Annotated in this window: 15 protein-coding genes; 6 read left to right on the forward strand and 9 right to left on the reverse strand. The window is 61.3% G+C overall.

Going from position 1 to position 17755, the window contains the following annotated elements; translation table 11 throughout:
- Nucleotides 1–33 precede the first annotated feature (33 nt).
- From AC1DYQ_RS02505 to AC1DYQ_RS02530, 6 genes are all read left to right on the forward strand, one after another.
- Nucleotides 34–1239, forward strand: a complete 1206-nt coding sequence (locus tag AC1DYQ_RS02505; RefSeq protein WP_477685426.1) for an ABC transporter substrate-binding protein — start codon at nucleotides 34–36, stop codon at nucleotides 1237–1239.
- Between the two features lie 151 nt (nucleotides 1240–1390).
- Complete coding sequence (locus AC1DYQ_RS02510) at nucleotides 1391–3286, forward strand: ABC transporter permease (RefSeq protein ID WP_477685427.1); 1896 nt, start codon at nucleotides 1391–1393, stop codon at nucleotides 3284–3286.
- Nucleotides 3283–4062, forward strand: a complete 780-nt coding sequence (locus AC1DYQ_RS02515; RefSeq protein WP_477685428.1) for an ABC transporter ATP-binding protein — start codon at nucleotides 3283–3285, stop codon at nucleotides 4060–4062. Before AC1DYQ_RS02510 ends, AC1DYQ_RS02515 begins: the two co-directional genes overlap by 4 nt.
- Nucleotides 4062–4799: an ABC transporter ATP-binding protein gene (locus AC1DYQ_RS02520; protein WP_477646605.1), complete on the forward strand. Its 738-nt coding sequence runs from the start codon at nucleotides 4062–4064 to the stop codon at nucleotides 4797–4799. Before AC1DYQ_RS02515 ends, AC1DYQ_RS02520 begins: the two co-directional genes overlap by 1 nt.
- Before the next feature lie 57 nt (nucleotides 4800–4856).
- Nucleotides 4857–5351, forward strand: a complete 495-nt coding sequence (locus tag AC1DYQ_RS02525; RefSeq protein ID WP_477685429.1) for a (2Fe-2S)-binding protein — start codon at nucleotides 4857–4859, stop codon at nucleotides 5349–5351.
- Nucleotides 5348–8992: a molybdopterin cofactor-binding domain-containing protein gene (locus AC1DYQ_RS02530; RefSeq protein ID WP_477685430.1), complete on the forward strand. Its 3645-nt coding sequence runs from the start codon at nucleotides 5348–5350 to the stop codon at nucleotides 8990–8992. The genes AC1DYQ_RS02525 and AC1DYQ_RS02530 overlap by 4 nt, the downstream gene beginning before the upstream one ends.
- 6 nt (nucleotides 8993–8998) lie before the next feature.
- Here the strand turns inward: AC1DYQ_RS02530 and AC1DYQ_RS02535 are convergent, their stop codons facing one another.
- From AC1DYQ_RS02535 to gtdA, 9 genes are all read right to left on the reverse strand, one after another.
- A complete protein-coding gene (locus AC1DYQ_RS02535) occupies nucleotides 8999–9709 on the reverse strand; it encodes an aspartate/glutamate racemase family protein (RefSeq protein WP_477685431.1) in 711 nt (236 codons plus the stop codon).
- A 19-nt stretch (nucleotides 9710–9728) separates the two neighbouring features.
- Nucleotides 9729–10715: a recombination-associated protein RdgC gene (locus AC1DYQ_RS02540; RefSeq protein ID WP_477685432.1), complete on the reverse strand. Its 987-nt coding sequence runs from the start codon at nucleotides 10713–10715 to the stop codon at nucleotides 9729–9731.
- A gap of 147 nt (nucleotides 10716–10862) precedes the next feature.
- A complete protein-coding gene (locus tag AC1DYQ_RS02545) occupies nucleotides 10863–11417 on the reverse strand; it encodes an NUDIX hydrolase (protein ID WP_477646458.1) in 555 nt (184 codons plus the stop codon).
- A gap of 130 nt (nucleotides 11418–11547) precedes the next feature.
- A complete protein-coding gene (locus AC1DYQ_RS02550) occupies nucleotides 11548–12516 on the reverse strand; it encodes an MBL fold metallo-hydrolase (protein WP_477685433.1) in 969 nt (322 codons plus the stop codon).
- A gap of 280 nt (nucleotides 12517–12796) precedes the next feature.
- On the reverse strand, nucleotides 12797–13849 hold the full coding sequence (locus AC1DYQ_RS02555) for a TRAP transporter substrate-binding protein (RefSeq protein ID WP_477685434.1): 1053 nt from the start codon (nucleotides 13847–13849) through the stop codon (nucleotides 12797–12799).
- A gap of 81 nt (nucleotides 13850–13930) precedes the next feature.
- A complete protein-coding gene (locus AC1DYQ_RS02560; protein ID WP_477685435.1) occupies nucleotides 13931–15250 on the reverse strand; it encodes a TRAP transporter large permease in 1320 nt (439 codons plus the stop codon).
- On the reverse strand, nucleotides 15247–15756 hold the full coding sequence (locus AC1DYQ_RS02565) for a TRAP transporter small permease (protein ID WP_477685436.1): 510 nt from the start codon (nucleotides 15754–15756) through the stop codon (nucleotides 15247–15249). The genes AC1DYQ_RS02560 and AC1DYQ_RS02565 overlap by 4 nt, the downstream gene beginning before the upstream one ends.
- Before the next feature lie 195 nt (nucleotides 15757–15951).
- The gene (locus AC1DYQ_RS02570; protein ID WP_477685437.1) at nucleotides 15952–16647 is read right to left on the reverse strand and encodes a fumarylacetoacetate hydrolase family protein; all 696 of its coding nucleotides are present in this window, start codon (nucleotides 16645–16647) and stop codon (nucleotides 15952–15954) included.
- A complete protein-coding gene (gtdA, locus tag AC1DYQ_RS02575) occupies nucleotides 16644–17738 on the reverse strand; it encodes a gentisate 1,2-dioxygenase (protein WP_477685438.1) in 1095 nt (364 codons plus the stop codon). The genes AC1DYQ_RS02570 and gtdA overlap by 4 nt, the downstream gene beginning before the upstream one ends.
- Nucleotides 17739–17755: the final 17 nt, after the last annotated feature.

Below are 17755 nucleotides of genomic sequence, written 5' to 3' on the forward strand. Positions count from 1 at the left end.
CTTCCATCTGACCCAAGACAACCAGGAGTACTTATGAAGCTGCACCACAAAATGCTGAGCACCGTCGCTTTCCTCGGGCTGATCACCTCATTCGTGAACGCGCATGCCCAAGGCGTCATCAAGATAGGGGAAATAAACAGCTACAAGGCCCAGCCTGCTTTCCTGGAACCGTACAAGAAAGGCATGGAACTGGCCGTTGAGGAAATCAATGCCGGTGGTGGCATCAACGGCAAGAAGGTCCAGCTGATTATTCGCGACGACAACGCAAACCCAGGCGATGCGGTTCGTGCGGCCGAAGAGCTTGTTTCGCGCGAAAAAGTCGACGTGCTGACGGGTTCCTTCCTTTCCAATATCGGTCTGGCGCTGACCGATTTTGCCAAGCAGAAGAAGTTCTTCTTTCTGGCGGCTGAGCCTCTGACAGACAAAATCGTCTGGCAAAACGGCAATCGCTACACATTCCGCTTGCGGACCTCCACCTACATGCAGGTTGCCATGCTGGTCCCGGAAGCCGCCGCGATGAAGAAAAAACGCTGGGCGGTGGTGTATCCCAACTACGAGTATGGGCAGTCCGCAGCAGCAACGTTCAAGACCTTGCTGAAAGCCGCGCAGCCCGATGTGGAGTTCGTGGCCGAGCAGGCGCCTCCATTGGGCAAGGTCGACTCGGGCAGTGTGGTGCAGGCCATGGCGGACGCCAAGCCGGATGCCATCTTCAACGTTCTTTTTGGTGCCGACCTCTCGAAGTTTGTTCGTGAAGGCAATACCCGCGGCCTGTTTCAGGGGCGTGAAGTCGTCAGCCTGTTGACGGGTGAGCCCGAATATCTCGATCCGCTCAAGGAAGAAACGCCCAACGGCTGGGTGGTTACCGGCTATCCGTGGTACGGCATCCAGACACCCGAACACAAGGCTTTCTTTCTTGCTTATCACGGCAAGTACAAAGACTATCCGCGCCTGGGTTCCGTAGTCGGCTATAGCGCCATCAAGTCCCTGGCCGAAGGCATGAAAAAAGCCAAATCAACCGATACGGAAAAGCTGATTACCGCTTTCCGCGGCCTGAACGTGACAACACCCTTTGGTCCCGTGGTTTTTCGCCCGGAAGACCACCAGTCCACCATGGGTGCCTATGTGGGACGCACAAAAAATGAAGGCGGCAAGGGCGTGATGGTCGACTATCGATATATCGATGGTTCAAAAGTTCAGCCCAGCAACGTCGAAGTGAAAAAAATGCGCGCTGCCGACTAGACCGAGGCAAGTGTTGACGGCGGCAGGTGCCGCACCTCGTGCATGCACTCATGGCGGTTGGCCGGCAGTTCCGGTGCCGCAGTCATGTTAAAGGTGTGTCCGCTGTGCGCTGCTTGCTGGCCATGCTATCCCGCAGAAAAAAGGTTTGTTCATGAGCTTCTCAGGCTTTATCGTGCAGTTGCTTAATGGCCTGGCCGGTGCATCGTCGCTGTTTCTCGTGGCGGCTGGTTTGTCGTTGATCTTTGGTGTTACCCGGATTGTCAACTTTGCCCATGGATCTTTTTTCATGGTGGGCATCTACGTTGCCTATTCATTGGTCAGTGCTCTCGGCAATACCTTGGGTTTCTGGCCTGCCTTGCTGATTGCCGCTTTGGCTGTTGGTGTTCTCGGCGGCCTGGTCGAGGTTTTGTTGCTGCGCCGTATTTACCGTGCACCGGAACTCTTTCAGTTGCTTGCAACGTTTGCGCTTGGCCTGGTGATCAAGGATGGCGTGCTGTGGTTTTGGGGCCCCGAGGAGCTGCTTGGCCCCCGGGCTCCCGGCCTGACCGGCTCTGTGTCGATCCTTGGGCGTCAGTTTCCTTCCTATGATCTTTTCCTGATCGTCGCGGGACCTGTCGTCCTCGGCCTGCTTTGGCTTCTGCTCACCAAAACCCGATGGGGTACCCTGGTTCGGGCGGCCACCCAGGACCGCGAAATGGTCAGCGCGCTGGGTGTGAACCAGGCGTGGCTGTTCACAGCCGTTTTTGCGTTGGGCGCACTTCTGGCGGGCCTTGGCGGCGCGCTTCAGCTACCGCGCGAACCGGCTAACCTGGAAATGGATCTCAACATCATCGGCGCCGCATTTGTGGTGGTGGTGGTCGGGGGCATGGGCTCCATCCCGGGTGCCTACGTGGCAGCACTGCTGATTGCCGAACTCAAGGCCATTTGCATCTGGCTGGGGCTGGTCGAAATTGCGGGCATCAGCATCTCTTTTTCCAAGCTGACCCTGGTGGTGGAATTTCTGGTGATGGCCGTTGTCCTGGTAGCCCGCCCCTGGGGGTTGTTCGGCAGGCCACAGGCACCCAGCCGGCATGCAGGTGTGGCCGAAGAGCCGCTGCGCCGGCCACACCGCTTGTACGCCTGGGGTTGTGCGGGCCTGCTGGCGTTGCTGGCTTTGATGCCTGTGCTGGCGGCACAGTCCCCTTACGTCACCGTGTTACTGATTGACTTGCTGGTTGCTGTCCTGTTCGCCTGCAGCCTGCATTTCATCATGGGGCCTGCCGGGATGCATTCCTTTGGGCATGCCGCTTACTTCGGCCTTGGGGCCTATGGCGCCGCGTTGCTGGTACGCAGCCTGAACATGCCCATGGAGCTGGCGCTGGTCGTCGCACCCTTCGTGGCGGCGCTGGGTGCTTTTGTCTATGGCTGGTTCTGCGTCAGGTTGTCCGGTGTTTACCTCGCCATGCTGACGCTGGCCTTTGCGCAAATTACCTGGGCGATTTGTTATCAATGGGACGTGTTCACCGGCGGCAGCAACGGATTAACCGGTGTATGGCCTTCCGAGTGGCTGGCGGACAAACGCATTTATTACTACCTCACCCTTGTCTTGGTGGCCGGGGGGGTCTTGCTGATGCACCGCATGCTGTATTCACCGTTTGGCTATGGCATGCGTGCTGCGCGCGACTCGGTGCTGCGCTCGGATGCCATCGGCATGAATGTCAAACGCCTGCAATGGGTCGCATTTGTGATTGCGGGCTCATTTGCGGGGCTCGCTGGGGCGCTTTATGCCTTTTCAAAAGGGAGTATCTCGCCCGAAAGCCTGCACGTCAGCAAGTCGATCGACGGTCTGGTGATGGTTTTGCTGGGCGGAATCCAGACGCTTTTGGGGCCTGTTGTGGGTGCCGTCACATTCACATGGCTGCACGATACCGTGGCGCGAAACACCGACTATTGGCGAGCCATGCTGGGCGCCATCATCCTGGTTCTTGTGCTGCTGTTCCCCCAGGGAATTGCAGGCTTTGCCAAACAGCTGCTGGCCCGCCGCCGCGGTGCGGGAGAGAAGTCATGAGCTTGCTGAAGGTGTCAGGGCTGGGTAAATCGTTCGGCGGTGTCAGAGCTGTCGATGGCGTGAACTTTGAGCTGGCAGCGGGCGAACTGCTGGCCTTGATCGGGCCCAATGGAGCCGGGAAATCAACCACGTTCAATATGGTCAACGGCCAGCTGCGCGCAGATACAGGCTCCATCCAGCTGGACTCGCAGGAGCTGATCGGCTTGGCTCCCCGTGAAATCTGGCGGCGCGGTGTCAGCCGGACATTCCAGATTGCCGAAACCTTTTCTTCACTCACGGTCGTGGAGAACGTCCAGATGACCTTGCTGTCCGCAGACCATCGGCTTTTTTCCATGTGGCGCCGTGCCGCTGATTACAAGCGCGACGAGGCCATGGCGCTGCTTGAGCAGGTCAATATGAAGCCGCAGGCTGACCGCCCTTGCAGCGTGCTGGCATATGGAGATGTCAAGCGTGTGGAATTGGCCATGGCCATGGCCAACAACCCCAAGTTGCTGCTCATGGATGAGCCGACAGCCGGTATGGCTCCCAGGGAGCGAAACGACTTGATGGCGCTGACCAAACAACTGGTCATTGACCGGGGCATGGCGGTGCTTTTTACCGAGCACAGCATGGACGTGGTGTTTGCCTATGCTGACCGCATGATCGTGCTGGCGCGTGGCCGGTTGATTGCGGAAGGCAAGCCGCAGGATATCCGCGACCACCCCAAAGTCCAGGAAGTCTATTTCGGCAGTGGCAAAACCTTCGAGAAAAAGGCCATTGAAAAGGAAGCAGCGTGATGGGCAACGGCAACAATATTCTGCTGGAGGCGAAAGACCTGTCGGCCTGGTACGGCGCGGCGCAAATACTGTTTGGCGTCAACCTTGCTGTAGGGCGCGGCGAAGTCGTCGCCCTGATGGGGCGCAACGGCGCCGGAAAATCAACCACGTTGAAGTCGCTGATCGGGATGCTCGACAAGCGTCGTGGCAGTGTGGCCTTTCTCGGTAAAGACATCTCCAGCAGTGAACCACACCATGCTGCCCGGATGGGCCTGGGCTTTGTGCCGGAAGACCGGCGGATCTTCACCGACCTGACAGTGACCGAAAACCTGGAAGTAGGGCGGCAGGCGCCGCGCCGCTGGCCCGACGGCAGTGAGGCCCCCTTGTGGACGCCGGAACGCCTCTTCAAGCTGTTTCCCAACCTGGGCGAGATGCCCACGCGTCCCGGCGGCCGCATGAGTGGTGGCGAGCAGCAAATGCTGACAGTGGCCAGGACCTTGATGGGCAATCCCTATCTGGTTCTGCTTGACGAGCCCTCTGAAGGCGTGGCGCCCGTCATTGTGGAGCAAATGGCCAACATGATCCTCGAGCTGAAGGCCCACGGCGTCAGCATTCTGTTGTCCGAGCAAAACATGCATTTCGCCGAACTGGTGTCCGACAGGGCGTATGTGCTGGAGAAAGGGCAAATCCGTTTTGAAGGATCCATGGCGGATCTGGCTGCAAATGAAGAAGTGCGCCGTGCCTATCTCAGTGTGTAGGCCGTATCTCATCGATATTGAGAAATCACCACGCGAGCCAGCTCTGGTTCGGTAAAAATGGGTTTCATCGTCACACTGTCCGTTAACCAGCTGGAGCGTACGCTGCCCGTTGCGGAGCAGGCCAGCCTGCTGACGGTGCTGCGTAACGATTTCGCGCTGAATGGCCCGAAATATGGCTGCGGTCTGGGAGAGTGTGGCGCATGCACCGTGCTGGTCGACGGTGTGGCGGCACGCGCTTGCGTTATTCCGGCGTGCGGCGTGACGGGCCGCGAAATCACCACCCTTGAGGGTCTGGGTACGCCGGCGGCCCTTCACCCGGTCCAGCAGGCGTTTATTGAAGAGCAGGCCGCCCAGTGCGGCTACTGCCTGAACGGCATGATCATGATGACTGTCGCCTTGCTGGCGCGAAACTCCGCACCTGGCGAGGACGACATACGCAGCGAACTGTCCGGCAATCTCTGCCGCTGCGGCACGCACCTGGAGATCGTGAAGGCTGTATTGCGTGCGGCAGAGCTGACGCGCCAAAGCCTTGCCCGGGGGAACTCGCCATGACGCGTCGCGCCGATGCGCCCCTGACACGCGCCGATTTTCATGCGGCCAGCGGCGTCTTGCTGGTGAGTCGCGAGCCGCCGCCGGCGCCTCCACCCGCCCGTGGCCAACCTGCACTGGTCAGCGCCAATCCGCAAGAGGGCGTTGAAATACTGGTTGCCGTGTGGGATGACGGCAGCGTGACGGCCCTGAACGGCCATGTAGACCTTGGCACCGGTATCCGGACGGCCCTGGCGCAGATCGTGGCTGAAGAGCTGGACGTTGCGCTCGGGCAGGTCAACATGGTTCTTGGGGACACGACGCGCGCGCCCAACCAAGGGGCCACGATTGCCAGCGCGTCCATCCAGGTTCATGCCGTCCCTTTGCGGGCCGCGGCGGCGCAGGCACGCGCGTGGCTGGTGATGCGCGCAGCCGGCGTACTGCAGGCGGATCCCTCCCTGCTCGCCGTGCGAGACGGCGTTGTTTCTGTGGTGGGGCAGGAAGATAAATCGGTGACGTATGGCGCATTGCTGGCCAATGAGCATGCACATCTCTCGCTGGTGCCGGGCACTCCTGTCAAGGATGCAGCCGACTACCGCCTGGTGGGGACCAGCGCGGCACGCCTGGATATCCCGGCCAAGGCCACCGGGGCACTGACATTTGTGCACGACATGCGCTTGCCCGGCATGCTGCACGGCCGCGTCGTGCGGCCGCCCTATGCCGGGGCTGATCACGGCGACTTCATTGGCAATACGCTGGAATCGGTGGACGAATCATCGATTGCCCACATTCCGGGCATTCGCGCCGTGGTGGTGATCCGCGACTTTGTCGGCATCGTCGCAGAGCGGGAAGAGCAGGCCGAACAGGCGCTGCGTGAATTGCGTGTCAGCTGGAAGCCGTGGCCCGGTCTCGCCAATCTGGGCGACCTTGAGCAGGCGATCCGCAACAACCCGGCCACGCAGCGCAGGCTTGTCGACGACGGCAACGTGGACACCGCGATGGCAAGCGCGGCACAAGTCCTGGCGCGCAACTACGTATGGCCCTATCAAATGCATGGCTCCCTCGGGCCTTCGTGTGCCGTGGCCGATTGGCAGCAGGAGCGTCTGACGGTATGGGCAGGAACCCAAAACCCCCACGTGCTGCGGGCTGACCTGTCGCGCCTGACAGGCCTGGCCGATGTCGCCATTGACGTGATCCGCATGGAGGCGGCGGGCTGCTACGGACGAAATTGCGCTGACGATGTGGCGGCAGATGCCGCGCTGCTTTCGCGTGCTGTTGGCAGCCCTGTGCGTGTGCAGCTGACGCGTGAGCAGGAACATGCGTGGGAGCCCAAAGGCGCAGCCCAGCTCATGCAGGTCAACGGTGGCCTGAATGCCGACGGGTCGGTTGCCGCGTATGACTTCCAGACCTCCTACCCTTCGAATGGCGCGCCCACGCTGGCGCTCTTGCTCACCCGCACCATCGAACCGGTCGCGCAGGCCTATGAAATGGGCGACCGAACCGCCCGGCCACCCTACGAATACGCCAACATGCGCATCGCCGTCAATGACATGGCGCCGCTGTTGCGGGCGTCATGGTTGCGTGGTGTTTCGGCGCTGCCCAATTCATTCGCGCATGAGTCCTACATCGACGAACTGGCAACAGCAGCGGGTGTCGATCCGGTGGAGTTTCGGCTGCGGTACCTGAAGGAGCCGCGCGCCGCCGAGCTGGTGCGTGCCACGGCCGAGCGCGCCGGCTGGATGGCGCATACGACACCGCAGCAGCAGCCGGCCGCGCCTGGTGATCCACAGGACGTCGTGCGCGGCCAGGGCTTTGCGTATGCCCGCTACATGCACAGCAAATGGCCGGGGTTTGGGGCGGCGTGGGCGGCCTGGGTGGCCGACGTCGAAGTGAATCGCAAGACGGGCGAGGTGCATGTCCGGCGCGTGGTGGTGGGGCATGACGCCGGCACGCTGATCAACCCCGCCGGGGTTCAGCACCAGATCCATGGCAATGTAGTGCAGACGACCAGCCGTGCACTCACGGAGCAGGTCATGGTGTCGCCCAAAACAAATCAGGTGACCAGCCTGGAGTGGGGAAGTTATCCCATCCTGAACTTCCGGGACGTGCCGGTGATTGAGGTCGTGACCATGGCGCGCCCCGGTGAGCCACCGCTTGGCGCCGGAGAGTCGTCTTCGGTGCCGGGTACGGCTGCCATCGCTAACGCCATTTTTGATGCCACCGGCGTGCGTTTTCGCCAGCCGCCTTTCACGCCGGAAGTCGTACGTGCTGCGCTCAACCCGGGGCTCGCGGCCGAGCCAGCCATTCCGGCGGCTCCGGCCCGGTTGCCCAATCCCGTACCTGAGGGCGCGGCATGGCCGAAAGGCGTGGCCTGGTGGTCCCGCGCAGGCGCCTTGCTCGCGGGGGTTGTGGGCATCGTGTGGGCGCTGGCAGGTGGCCGGTCGGTCATCGCCCCGGTGGTGCAAAGCGGCGCATCCGTTTACACCGCCGCCACGCTGGAACGCGGCCGGCAGCTCGCGGCCGCGGGCGATTGTGTGGTGTGCCATACAGCACCTGGCGGCATACCCAATGCCGGTGGCAGGGCCATGGATACGCCTTTTGGAAAGATCATCACCACCAACCTCACGCCCGATGCGGACACCGGCATAGGCTTGTGGTCCTTCAGCGCCTTCCAGCGCGCCATGCGTGAAGGAATTTCCCGCGATGGCCACTATTTGTATCCCGCGTTTCCCTATACCGCGTTCGCCAAAACCAGCGATGAAGACCTGACCGCGCTGTATGCCTACCTGATGGCCCAGCCCCCCGTGCGATCAGAACCACCGGCCACACGGCTGGCCTTCCCCTTTGGTGTGCGGCCGCTGATGGCTGGATGGAATGCTTTGTTTCATGACCCGGCACCTTACAGAGCCGACCCGGCGCAGACTGCCGAATGGAGTCGTGGTGCCTACCTGGTCAACGGCCTTGGCCATTGCGGCGCCTGCCATACGCCGCGCAATGCCGCGGGTGCCGAGCGCAGCGGAAAGGCCTTTTTAAGCGGGGCCGTGGTGGATGGCTGGGACGCTCCGGCGCTGACCGCGCTCTCGCGTGCGCCCGTGCCCTGGAATGCTGCGGAGCTGTACCGCTACCTGCGTAGCGGCTACTCACCGCAGCACGGTATTGCCGCGGGCCCGATGGCGCCTGTGATCAAGGAACTGGCCGCCTTGCCTGAAGAAGATATTCGTGCGATGGCGACATACCTGGTATCTTTTAACGAGCCAATTGCAGAAACCGAAAGCGTCCAGCGTGCCAGTCAGGTCGTCTTGTCTGCGCAGCAATCTGCCGGCAGCTTACCGGGTCCTGGCCAGCGCCTGTTCAATGGCGCTTGCACATCGTGTCATCACGATGGCGACGGCCCGCGACTGCTGGGGGTGAACGTGCCCCTGGCCCTTAACAGCAAGCTGCACAGCGAGCGGCCCGACAACCTGGTGCGGGTGATCCTTGAGGGAATTCAGTCACCGGCGAGCAAAGACATCGGTTTCATGCCGGCGTTTCGCCATAGCCTGGATGATGCCCAGGTCGCAACGCTGGCTGCGTATATGCGCGGCCGCTATGCACCCTTGGAACCGGCCTGGCAGGATTTGCCGACAACCGTTTCACGGCTTCGCGCTACGCCGGGCCAGCACTGAATCTTTTCAATCAGGCGAAGGTCGCGCGGCCTGCGTCGCCCTGACAAGCGCCGCGCGCGCCAGCAGGCGGGTGGAGTCCAGAGTCGGCAGGGGCGAGTTTGAATCGCTCATGATCAGGGGGATCTCCGTGCAGCCCAGGACGACAGCATCGCAGCCGTCGCTTTTCATCCGTTCGACGACTTTCTGAAAATACGCGATCGCCTCGGGCTTGAAGACGCCATACACCAGCTCATCCATGATGATGCGGTTGATCTCGTCTCGCTCGGCGTCGGTGGGGCGCAGGTATTGCAACCCGCGCGCCGTGAGCTTTTCGGGGTAGACCTCGCTGTTCGTCAGCCATCGCGTGCCGGTGATGCCGATGCGCCGGGACCCGCGCCTGGCCGCTTCTTCGGCAACGACTTCTGCGATATGGAGCCAGGGCAGGGGGGATCGTTCCTGTACGTAGGCAAACGCCTGGTGAATGGTGTTATCGGGGCAGACCAGGAAGTCAGCTCCGGTTTTTGCGAGCTTGTGCGCGGAAGCGAGCATGATGTCGCCCACACCGTCCCAGTCGTTGCGATAGATGCACGCCATGTAATCTGAAAGCGACGGCGTATGCATCGACACTTCAGGATGGGCATGCGGCCCCAGGGTCTTGGCGCCTTCCACGCAGATGGTTTGATAACAAAGCGCAGCGCCTTCGGCGGAGCAGCCGACGATACCGATGTGTTGGGGCATGACCTGTCTTCCTTATTTGCTACGCGGGCTCTGGTACCGGGTCGGCAGCAGGCGAGGTGGCCGGGTGCGGTGTGACTTCTCCCTCGGCGAGTTCCCCGCCCAACGCCTCCAGCATGTCCGGAATCAGCGAAGACAGTTCCCCCGTGATGATGGCCGCGTCGGTGTCAAAACCGTCGTCGTCCTTGCCGCTTTCCTGAACGCCGTCCAGCACCACATCGAGCAGCTTGAGTTTTTTCAGCTGCGCGGTTTCCGTCAGCACAAAAGACACGCGCTCGTTCCACGTCATCGCCAGCTGTGTGGGCAGTTTGCCGGCGGCAATGTGCTGGGCCACTTCGTCGATCTCCAGCGTGTGGCGCGAGTAGCGCACCGTGGATTTCTGGTCGTCCGGCGTCTTGAGCTCGCAGTCGCGGTCTACCGTGAAGTTATAGGGCGCTTCGCGCGTCGACAGCCAGTGCGACATGGCGGCAGCGGCCGACATCTGCGTCTGGACGGGGCTGGCCTTCAGGCCGGGCAGGGCGCCCGGCACCTCGCTCAACGCTTCCACAAAGTAACTCACGATCTTGTCGGCGCCTGTGAGGTTGCCGGAGTCAACCACCAGGAATTTGTTGACTACGTCGATCCAGAGAGTGGTGGTCGAGCGTTTGGTGAAGGCGCGTGGCAACAAGTCCAGCATGACTTCCTGCTTGAACTCCTTCTTGATCTTGGCGCCCACACGCTCACGGCCGGTTTCTTCCTTGTATTTCTCGATGCGTTCTTCCACCGCGGCTTTGATGGCGGACGAAGGCACGGGGCGGCGCTCGGTGCACAGGCGGGCGATTAACTGGCGGCCCACGCTTTCGAGCAGTACGGTGCTTTTGTTACCGCGCGGCGGCACCCAGCCACTGGATTCAGGCTCTGTTGCGCCGCAGGGAACGAAACGGTGGGACTGGAAAATTTCTTCAAGAACGTCCAGCGGAGGAAGCACAAAATCGTCGGCAATGCGGAAAAAAATTGCGGTGTTGAACATGAAATCCGGGGAAGAGGTTAGAAAAAGAGACTGCCGGAAGGCCGATGAGGGGGCAGAAAATCCGCGGTGAGAACCAGCCGGATACAGAGAAATTCTACCGGGCGCCCTGCCTGCAGAATGTAACGGCCGGCACGGGCTTGAAGGCCTTCATTCAATATCAAACGAATGGATGCCGTAAGCACCCTTGCGGCGGTCTTCGAAGTACTGCTCCAGTGTCTGCTTGACCGTCTTGAAGGCAATTTCGTCCCAGGGAATTTCGGCCTCAGTGAACAGTTTGGCCTCCATGGTCTCATGGCCTGGATTGAATTCGGTGCTCAAAAGCCGCGCCCGGTAATACATGTGCACCTGCCCGACGCGCACCACGTTCATGACCGTAAAAAGGCCCAGCATCTCATATTGGGCGCCGGCTTCTTCATCGGTCTCCCGGGCTGCGCCCTGCGAAGTGGTTTCGCCCAGTTCCATGAAGCCGGCGGGCAAGGTCCACTTGCCCCGGCGCGGCTCGATATTGCGTTTGCAGAGCAGCACTTGCGCGCCGTCCTCGCCCCAGCTGGGCACGGTGCCGACGACGTTGAGCGGGTTTTCGTAGTGAACCGTGTGGCAGGCCGGGCAGACGGCCCGCTCTTTTGTGTCGCCGTCGTCCGGCAAGCGATAAGCCACGGCGGTGCCGCAGACGCGGCAGTGGTTCAGGGGCGGTCGTTGCATCAGATGAGTGTAGCGGCTTTGCGCCCGCCCAGGCCTGCCGGGACGCACGGCAGGCTTGCTGCAGTGCTATCAAAAAAGTAGCTGCTCGCGCCCGTTTTTATTGGCCTTAACGCGTATTTCGTTTATTTTCTTATTTCAGCGACGAGTAATTCACCGGTACCCAGGTGTAAGCCTTGCCCGCGCCCTTGCGCACGTGGCCCAGACCGGGGAAGGCGATATGCGCCGCGCCGACCAGATAGCCGTTTTTCGCGGCATCGGCGTAGGCCTTGGCGCGCTCTTTAGCGGCTGGGGGCGATTCCGAATCAAACTTGATCGTGACTTCCGGGTTGTCGAACTGGACGGCCGCCACGTGCATCAAGTCGCCCCACAACACCAGTTTTTCGCCCTTGCTTTCCACCACATACACGCTGTGGCCGGCGGTGTGGCCGTGGGTGGGCTGCGCCTTCACGCCGGGCACGAGCTCGGTGGCGCCTTCAAAGGTCTTGAGCTTGCCGGCCGTTGCGTAAGGCTTGATGGACGCCATGGCACCCTGGAAGAAGCCCTGGGATTCTTTGGGCGCTGCGTTCATTTTGGCTTCATCCAGCCAGAAGTCGGCGTCCGCCTTGTCCACACGCACCACGGCATTCGGAAACGCCATGGCGCCGTTCACCACCAGGCCGCCCACGTGGTCGGGATGCATGTGGGTGATGTAAATCTCGTCGACCTGCTCGGGTTGGTAGCCGGCGGCTTTGAGGTTGGCCTGCAGGCTGCCCAGCGTCGGGCCGAAGAGGCCGGACGCACCCGTGTCGATCAGCACCAGCTTGCTGCCGGTGTTGATGAGGTAGGCATTGACTGAAGTCTCGACTGCGTCAGGTAAAAATGAACGCTTCAGTGCCGCGCCGACTTTCGCCGGCGTTGTGTTGGTGAGCAGGTTTTTCACGGGCAGCTTGACAGTGCCGTCCGACAGGGCGGTGACTTCAAAATCGCCCAGTGTGACGCGGTAGTAGCCGGGCGCCTGGGTCTTGACCATGGGGCCCGCCGCAAAAGCGGGCAAGGTGAAAGAAGCGCTCAGGCTTGAGGCCAGGATGGTGGCTGCCAGGGTTTTCAAAAAGCGTGACATGAAAGAACTTCCTTGGGGTAAATGGAATGATGGACCGGACTCACCCGCCATACGGGGACCGGGTGGATTCTTATGCAGGCGCGCCATGAATGAAGCCGCCGCCGCAGTAACCCGGCTGTCATGCAGGTTTTGCCTGAAGTGGTGTGCTATCAAATCAGGAGCTTATTGCGCCCGTATTCATTGGCCTGAAGGCCAAAAAAGGCACAAGAACATAGGTGGAGCATAAAAAAACCGGACATAAGCCCGGTTTCATGAAAGCGCACCTGGCGCGGCCTGTTGATCAGGCTTTCGTCGTCTTGGTGTGCTTTTCGATCAGGCTGCGTGCCGTGTCCAGCAGTTTCTTGCCGTCAAAACCCTTCTTGTTCATGTCTTCCACCCACTCGACTTCCACCGTGCGTGATTTGCGGCGGAATTCCTGGGCTTCGGCCGCGCTCACGGTGTAAATCGTGTTGCCGCGGTCGCTGGCGGTCTTGCGGCCGGGAACGTCGTTGCCCTGCTGCACCTTGCCCAGCCAGGCCGAGGTGGCCATGCCGGAGTTGTTGTCGATGACCTTCTTGAGGTCGGGTGCGAGCGAGTTGTATTTCGCCTTGTTCATGGCCATCACAAAGGTGGTGGTGTAAAGGCTGCCGCCGGCGGGGTCGAACTCGGCGTGGAACTTGGTGAGCTCGTTGACCTTGACCGAAGGCACGACTTCCCAGGGAATCACGCAACCTGTAATGGTGCCCTTGCTCAGCGCGTCGGGAATCTGCGGCAGCGGCATGCCGACGGGCGTGGCGCCCAGCACGCCCATGAGCTTGGTGACCTGGCGGGTCGGCGCGCGCAGCTTGAGGCCGCGCATGTCGGCAATCGACTTGACGGGCTTGTCGACCGTGTGGATCACACCGGGGCCGTGCACCTGCAGTGCCAGCACCTGCGTATCCTTGAATTCATCGGGTGCAACGGTTTGCACGTATTCCCAAAATGCCTTGGAAGTCGCTTCGGCGTTGGACATCATGAAGGGCAGCTCAAACACCTCGATGCGCGGGAAGCGGCCGGCCGTATTGCCGGGCAATGTCCACACCACGTCAACCACGCCGTCTTTGGCCTGGTCGTAGAGCTGCACCGGCGTGCCACCCAGCTGCATGGCCGGGTAGCCTTCAAACTTGATGCGGCCACCGGATTCTTTTTCGACTTTTTCCATCCAGGGCTTGTGCATGGCCAGCCAGACATTGGATGAGGGCGACATGAAAGTATGGAACTTCAGGGTTATGGCCTGCTGGGCCAGGCCGGACAGCGCCGGTGCGCCCAGGGCGGCAGCGGCGCTGGTCTTGAGAAGGGTTCGTCGCTGAATCATGGCGTGTCTCCTGTGAACAATTTGACTAATTTAAGGCAAGCGGATGGGTTTGAGAAGCGGTGAAAGCCCTAGCCATAGGCGCTAGCTGATGTATTTCACCAGCCACAGCGATATGCCTGGGAACAGCAGCAACAAGGTGGTGCGGAGGGTGTCGCTGATGAGGAATGGCATGACACCTTTGTAGCTTTCGCTGATAGGCACGTCTTTGGCCAGGCCGTTGACCACATAGACGTTCAGGCCCACCGGCGGCGCCAGCATGCCGAAGCCGACGGTCATCAGCACCATGATGCCGAACCAGATCGCGGTGTATTCCTTGCTCATGCCGAAGTCCAGGCCCATCACCATGGGGAAAAAGATGGGAATCGTCAGCAGCAGCATGGACAGCTCGTCCATCACCGCGCCCAGCACCACGTAAAACAGCAGGATGGCCGTGACAACCATCAGTGGCGACAGTCCCCAGCCGCCGACCACGCCGGCGAGCTGGTTAGGCACCTGCGTCAGGGCCAGGGCGGAGTTCATGAGGTCGGCGCCTATAAAGATCAGGAAGATCATGGCAGAGCTTTCCGCCGTGGCATAAAAGCACAGCTTGAATTTGGCCCAGGTGATCTCGCGCTTGAGCAAGGCGGCTACGAAAGTGGCGGCGGCACCCACCGCAGCGCCTTCAGTCGGCGTGAACAGGCCGCCGTAAATGCCGCCGAAGACGATCAGGAAGATGATGGCGATGGGCAGTATGCCCAGCATCGAAGCCAGCGTCATAGATGGTCGGTCGTTGTCCACTTCGGGCGCCTGTCCGGGCACCAGCCGCACGTAGATGGCAATGGCCACCATGTAGCCGAACATCGCGATAATGCCCGGCACCATGGCCGCCGCAAACAGCTTGGCGATATTCTGCTCGGTGAGGATGGCGTAAATCACCAGAGGCACCGAGGGCGGGATCAAAATGCCCAGCGTGCCGCCGGCTGCCAGCGTACCCGTGGCGAGGCGGCCCGAGTAGCCGTGGCGCTTCATCTCGGGCAGCGCCACGCCGGTGATGGTGGCGGCCGTGGCCACCGAGGAGCCGCAGATGGCGCCGAAAGCCGCACAAGCCAGGATGGACGCCATGGCCAGACCGCCCTTGAACCGGCCCATCACACCCGCTGCGAACCCGAAGAGGGCGCGGCTGATGCCGCCCTGCGTTGCGAAATGTCCCATCAGGATGAAGAGCGGGATCACCGACAGGTCGTAGCTGGCAAAGCGCGCGAAGGCCTGAGTGTTGAGGAAGCTGGAAAACGGCCCCCAGCCGGTCTGCATCACGTAACCAATGGCGCCCGCGGTAAACATGGCGACCGCGATAGGCACGCGCACGGCCATGAAGACCAGCATGATGCCGAAAATGACGAGAGCCAGGGTGATGGAGCTCATACGTGTGCCTCCAGCTCGTCCAGCGGATTGTGCGGCGCATGGGCGTCGCCGAAGCCGAAGAGGGATTGGCAAATACCGATCACGCAGGTCAGCACAAAGGGCGGAACCATGGCGGCATATACCGTCCATTCGGGAAAGCCCAGGATCTGGGTTTCAGAGTGCGTGTTGTAGGAGTTGAGGCCGCCCAGCACCGTGCGCCAGGCCAACAGGGCAAACACCAGGCCCAACAGCAACGCACCGAAACGGTCCAGCCTGTCGTTCGAGGTTTCGCCCAGTTTGGCGGTGAAGAAGTCGACGATGATGTTGCCGCGTTTGATCTGGCAAAGGGGCATGAAAAGCGCGATGGCCGCGCCGGTGACCACCCCGGTGAGTTCGAAGTCGCCGACGAGGGTAGCGCCCAGCAGGTTGCGGCCGATCAGGCTGGCGCAGGTCATGAGCGTGATCACCGTGAGCAGAACGCCCGCCAGCACAGCGCAGAATTTCGCAAGGGACTGCAGGATTTTCAAGAAGGCTCTCCAAAAAGCAGGTCTTGGCATTTGGGAGCTCCCAAAAAACCGGGTAAGCCGATTATCAGAATTGAGGGTGCAACCGGGCAGGCGGGTTACCCCGGGTAAAGCGGGATATTTGCGCGGTGATTAAAGCAGTTGCGCGTTCATCGCGCAACTGCCCGGCGGTGAAATATGCCTGCCCGCTGCCAATGATCAGACGACCTTGACGGTCAATGTCTCCAGGCCAGCCACACCGCCGACCATGGTGTCGCCCGATACCACGGCCGCCACGCCTTCGGGCGTGCCGGTGTAAATCAGGTCACCGGGTTGTAGTTCCCAGGCGGCCGACAGGTGTTCAATGGTTTCGGCAATGTTCCAGATAAGCTTGGAGACATGGCTGCGCTGGCGGTCCTTGCCATTCACCTGGATGTAGAGCTCGGCATTGGCCACATCGCCGGCCTGGGCAGCGGGTGTGATGGGGCCGATGGGCGCGGAGTGGTCATAGGCTTTGCCAATGCACCAGGGGCGGCCCTGCTTTTTCATCTCGCCCTGCAGGTCGCGCCGCGTCATGTCCAGGCCCACGGCATAACCGTAGATGTGCTTTTGCGCATCGGCCGCCTTGATGTTTTTACCGCCGGTGCCAATGGCCACGACCAGCTCGATTTCGTGGTGCAGGTTCTTGGTCAGCGATGGGTAGGGAATGGTGCCGGTGACGCCGGCGTCCACCACGACAGCGGCATCTGCGGGCTTGAGGAAGAAGAAGGGCGGCTCACGGCCTGTAAAACCCATTTCCTTGGCGTGCTCTTCGTAGTTGCGGCCCACGCAGTAAATGCGGTGAACCGGAAAACGGTCTTTTGTGCCCACAACAGGGACGGACACTGCGGCCGGTGGGGTGATGACAAAACTCATGACAACCTTTCTTCTCTGTGTATGCCCAATGCCTGATGCACCGGGCGGTCTGAAAAACTGAACAGCACACAACCTTGCGCCGAACGCAATTGCGCAGTGTGCCACGACGGAATCACAAAATGGTCGCGCGGGCCGAACTCGAACGTCCGGGTTTCGCCGTTCCGTTCAATGTCAACGGAGCCCGTGCCCTCGACCACGCTGAACACGGCGCCGTCGGTTTGGCGCCACGGCTTGCCCGCAAAGCCCGCCGGCAGGCGCTGCATGAAGGTGGCCATGGTCGGCATGGGTGAGCCGCCGGTGGCCGGGTTCACATAGCGCAGCTTGACGCCGTCCCAGGCATCGGTGTCGCCATGGGTTTCCAGCTGGTGCAGGGTCTCGCGCGTGCGGTCGTAGGGGTAGCTGAAGATGGGCGAGGTTTCACCGAACGGGGCGTCATACCGCATCGGCAGCATGTTGGCGCCGTAGCGGTGGGTGCTGATGCCTTGGGGCTTGGTGACTTCCTGTTGCTTGGCCGTGCCGTTTTCGGCAAAGCCCGCATCGAAGAAACGCAACATGGGAATGTCCAGCCCGTCCAGCCAGACCACGGGCGTATCCGATTCCATGCGGCCTTCGTGGCCGTGGTCGTGCCAGGTCCAGCTCGGGGTGATGATGAAGTCGCCTGGTTTCATCTGTGTTCGCTCGCCATCTACGGCGGTGAAGGCGCCGTGGCCTTCCACCACGAAGCGCAGCGCGCTTTGCGTGTGGCGGTGGCTGGGTGCAACCTCCCCGGGCAAGATGACCTGAAGACCTGCGTACAGCGACTGCGTGATGCACGACTGCCCACGCAGGCCGGGGTTCTCCAGGATCAGCACGCGGCGTACCGCTTCTTCAGCGGTGATCAGCTCGCCCGACTTCATCAGGAAGGGATGCACGTCGGCGTACTTCCACAGCGCCGGCTGGCAGGGGGTGCTTGGCGATTGCGGCACCAGCGCGTGCAGCACTTCCCACAGCGGCGTCATGCTGTGCGCCGAGATGGCTTCATAAAAGGCCTTGCGTGCAGCGCCGTGGGGTGCTGAGGGCTGGCCTGGGGCGGTAGGGGGCGTCATGTCCATGATGGATGTCCAGTCTC

This window comes from Polaromonas sp. P1_F4 (assembly GCF_056405675.1).

Coding starts and splice junctions, on each gene's coding strand:
- AC1DYQ_RS02535 (WP_477685431.1), bottom strand. CDS start 9,709: ATGCCCCAACACATCGGTATCGTCGGCTGCTCCGCCGAAGGCGCTGCG.
- gtdA (WP_477685438.1), bottom strand. CDS start 17,738: ATGGACATGACGCCCCCTACCGCCCCAGGCCAGCCCTCAGCACCCCAC.
- AC1DYQ_RS02520 (WP_477646605.1), top strand. CDS start 4,062: ATGGGCAACGGCAACAATATTCTGCTGGAGGCGAAAGACCTGTCGGCC.
- AC1DYQ_RS02555 (WP_477685434.1), bottom strand. CDS start 13,849: ATGATTCAGCGACGAACCCTTCTCAAGACCAGCGCCGCTGCCGCCCTG.
- AC1DYQ_RS02510 (WP_477685427.1), top strand. CDS start 1,391: ATGAGCTTCTCAGGCTTTATCGTGCAGTTGCTTAATGGCCTGGCCGGT.
- AC1DYQ_RS02570 (WP_477685437.1), bottom strand. CDS start 16,647: ATGAGTTTTGTCATCACCCCACCGGCCGCAGTGTCCGTCCCTGTTGTG.
- AC1DYQ_RS02550 (WP_477685433.1), bottom strand. CDS start 12,516: ATGTCACGCTTTTTGAAAACCCTGGCAGCCACCATCCTGGCCTCAAGC.
- AC1DYQ_RS02530 (WP_477685430.1), top strand. CDS start 5,348: ATGACGCGTCGCGCCGATGCGCCCCTGACACGCGCCGATTTTCATGCG.
- AC1DYQ_RS02540 (WP_477685432.1), bottom strand. CDS start 10,715: ATGTTCAACACCGCAATTTTTTTCCGCATTGCCGACGATTTTGTGCTT.
- AC1DYQ_RS02560 (WP_477685435.1), bottom strand. CDS start 15,250: ATGAGCTCCATCACCCTGGCTCTCGTCATTTTCGGCATCATGCTGGTC.
- AC1DYQ_RS02515 (WP_477685428.1), top strand. CDS start 3,283: ATGAGCTTGCTGAAGGTGTCAGGGCTGGGTAAATCGTTCGGCGGTGTC.
- AC1DYQ_RS02525 (WP_477685429.1), top strand. CDS start 4,857: ATGGGTTTCATCGTCACACTGTCCGTTAACCAGCTGGAGCGTACGCTG.
- AC1DYQ_RS02545 (WP_477646458.1), bottom strand. CDS start 11,417: ATGCAACGACCGCCCCTGAACCACTGCCGCGTCTGCGGCACCGCCGTG.
- AC1DYQ_RS02505 (WP_477685426.1), top strand. CDS start 34: ATGAAGCTGCACCACAAAATGCTGAGCACCGTCGCTTTCCTCGGGCTG.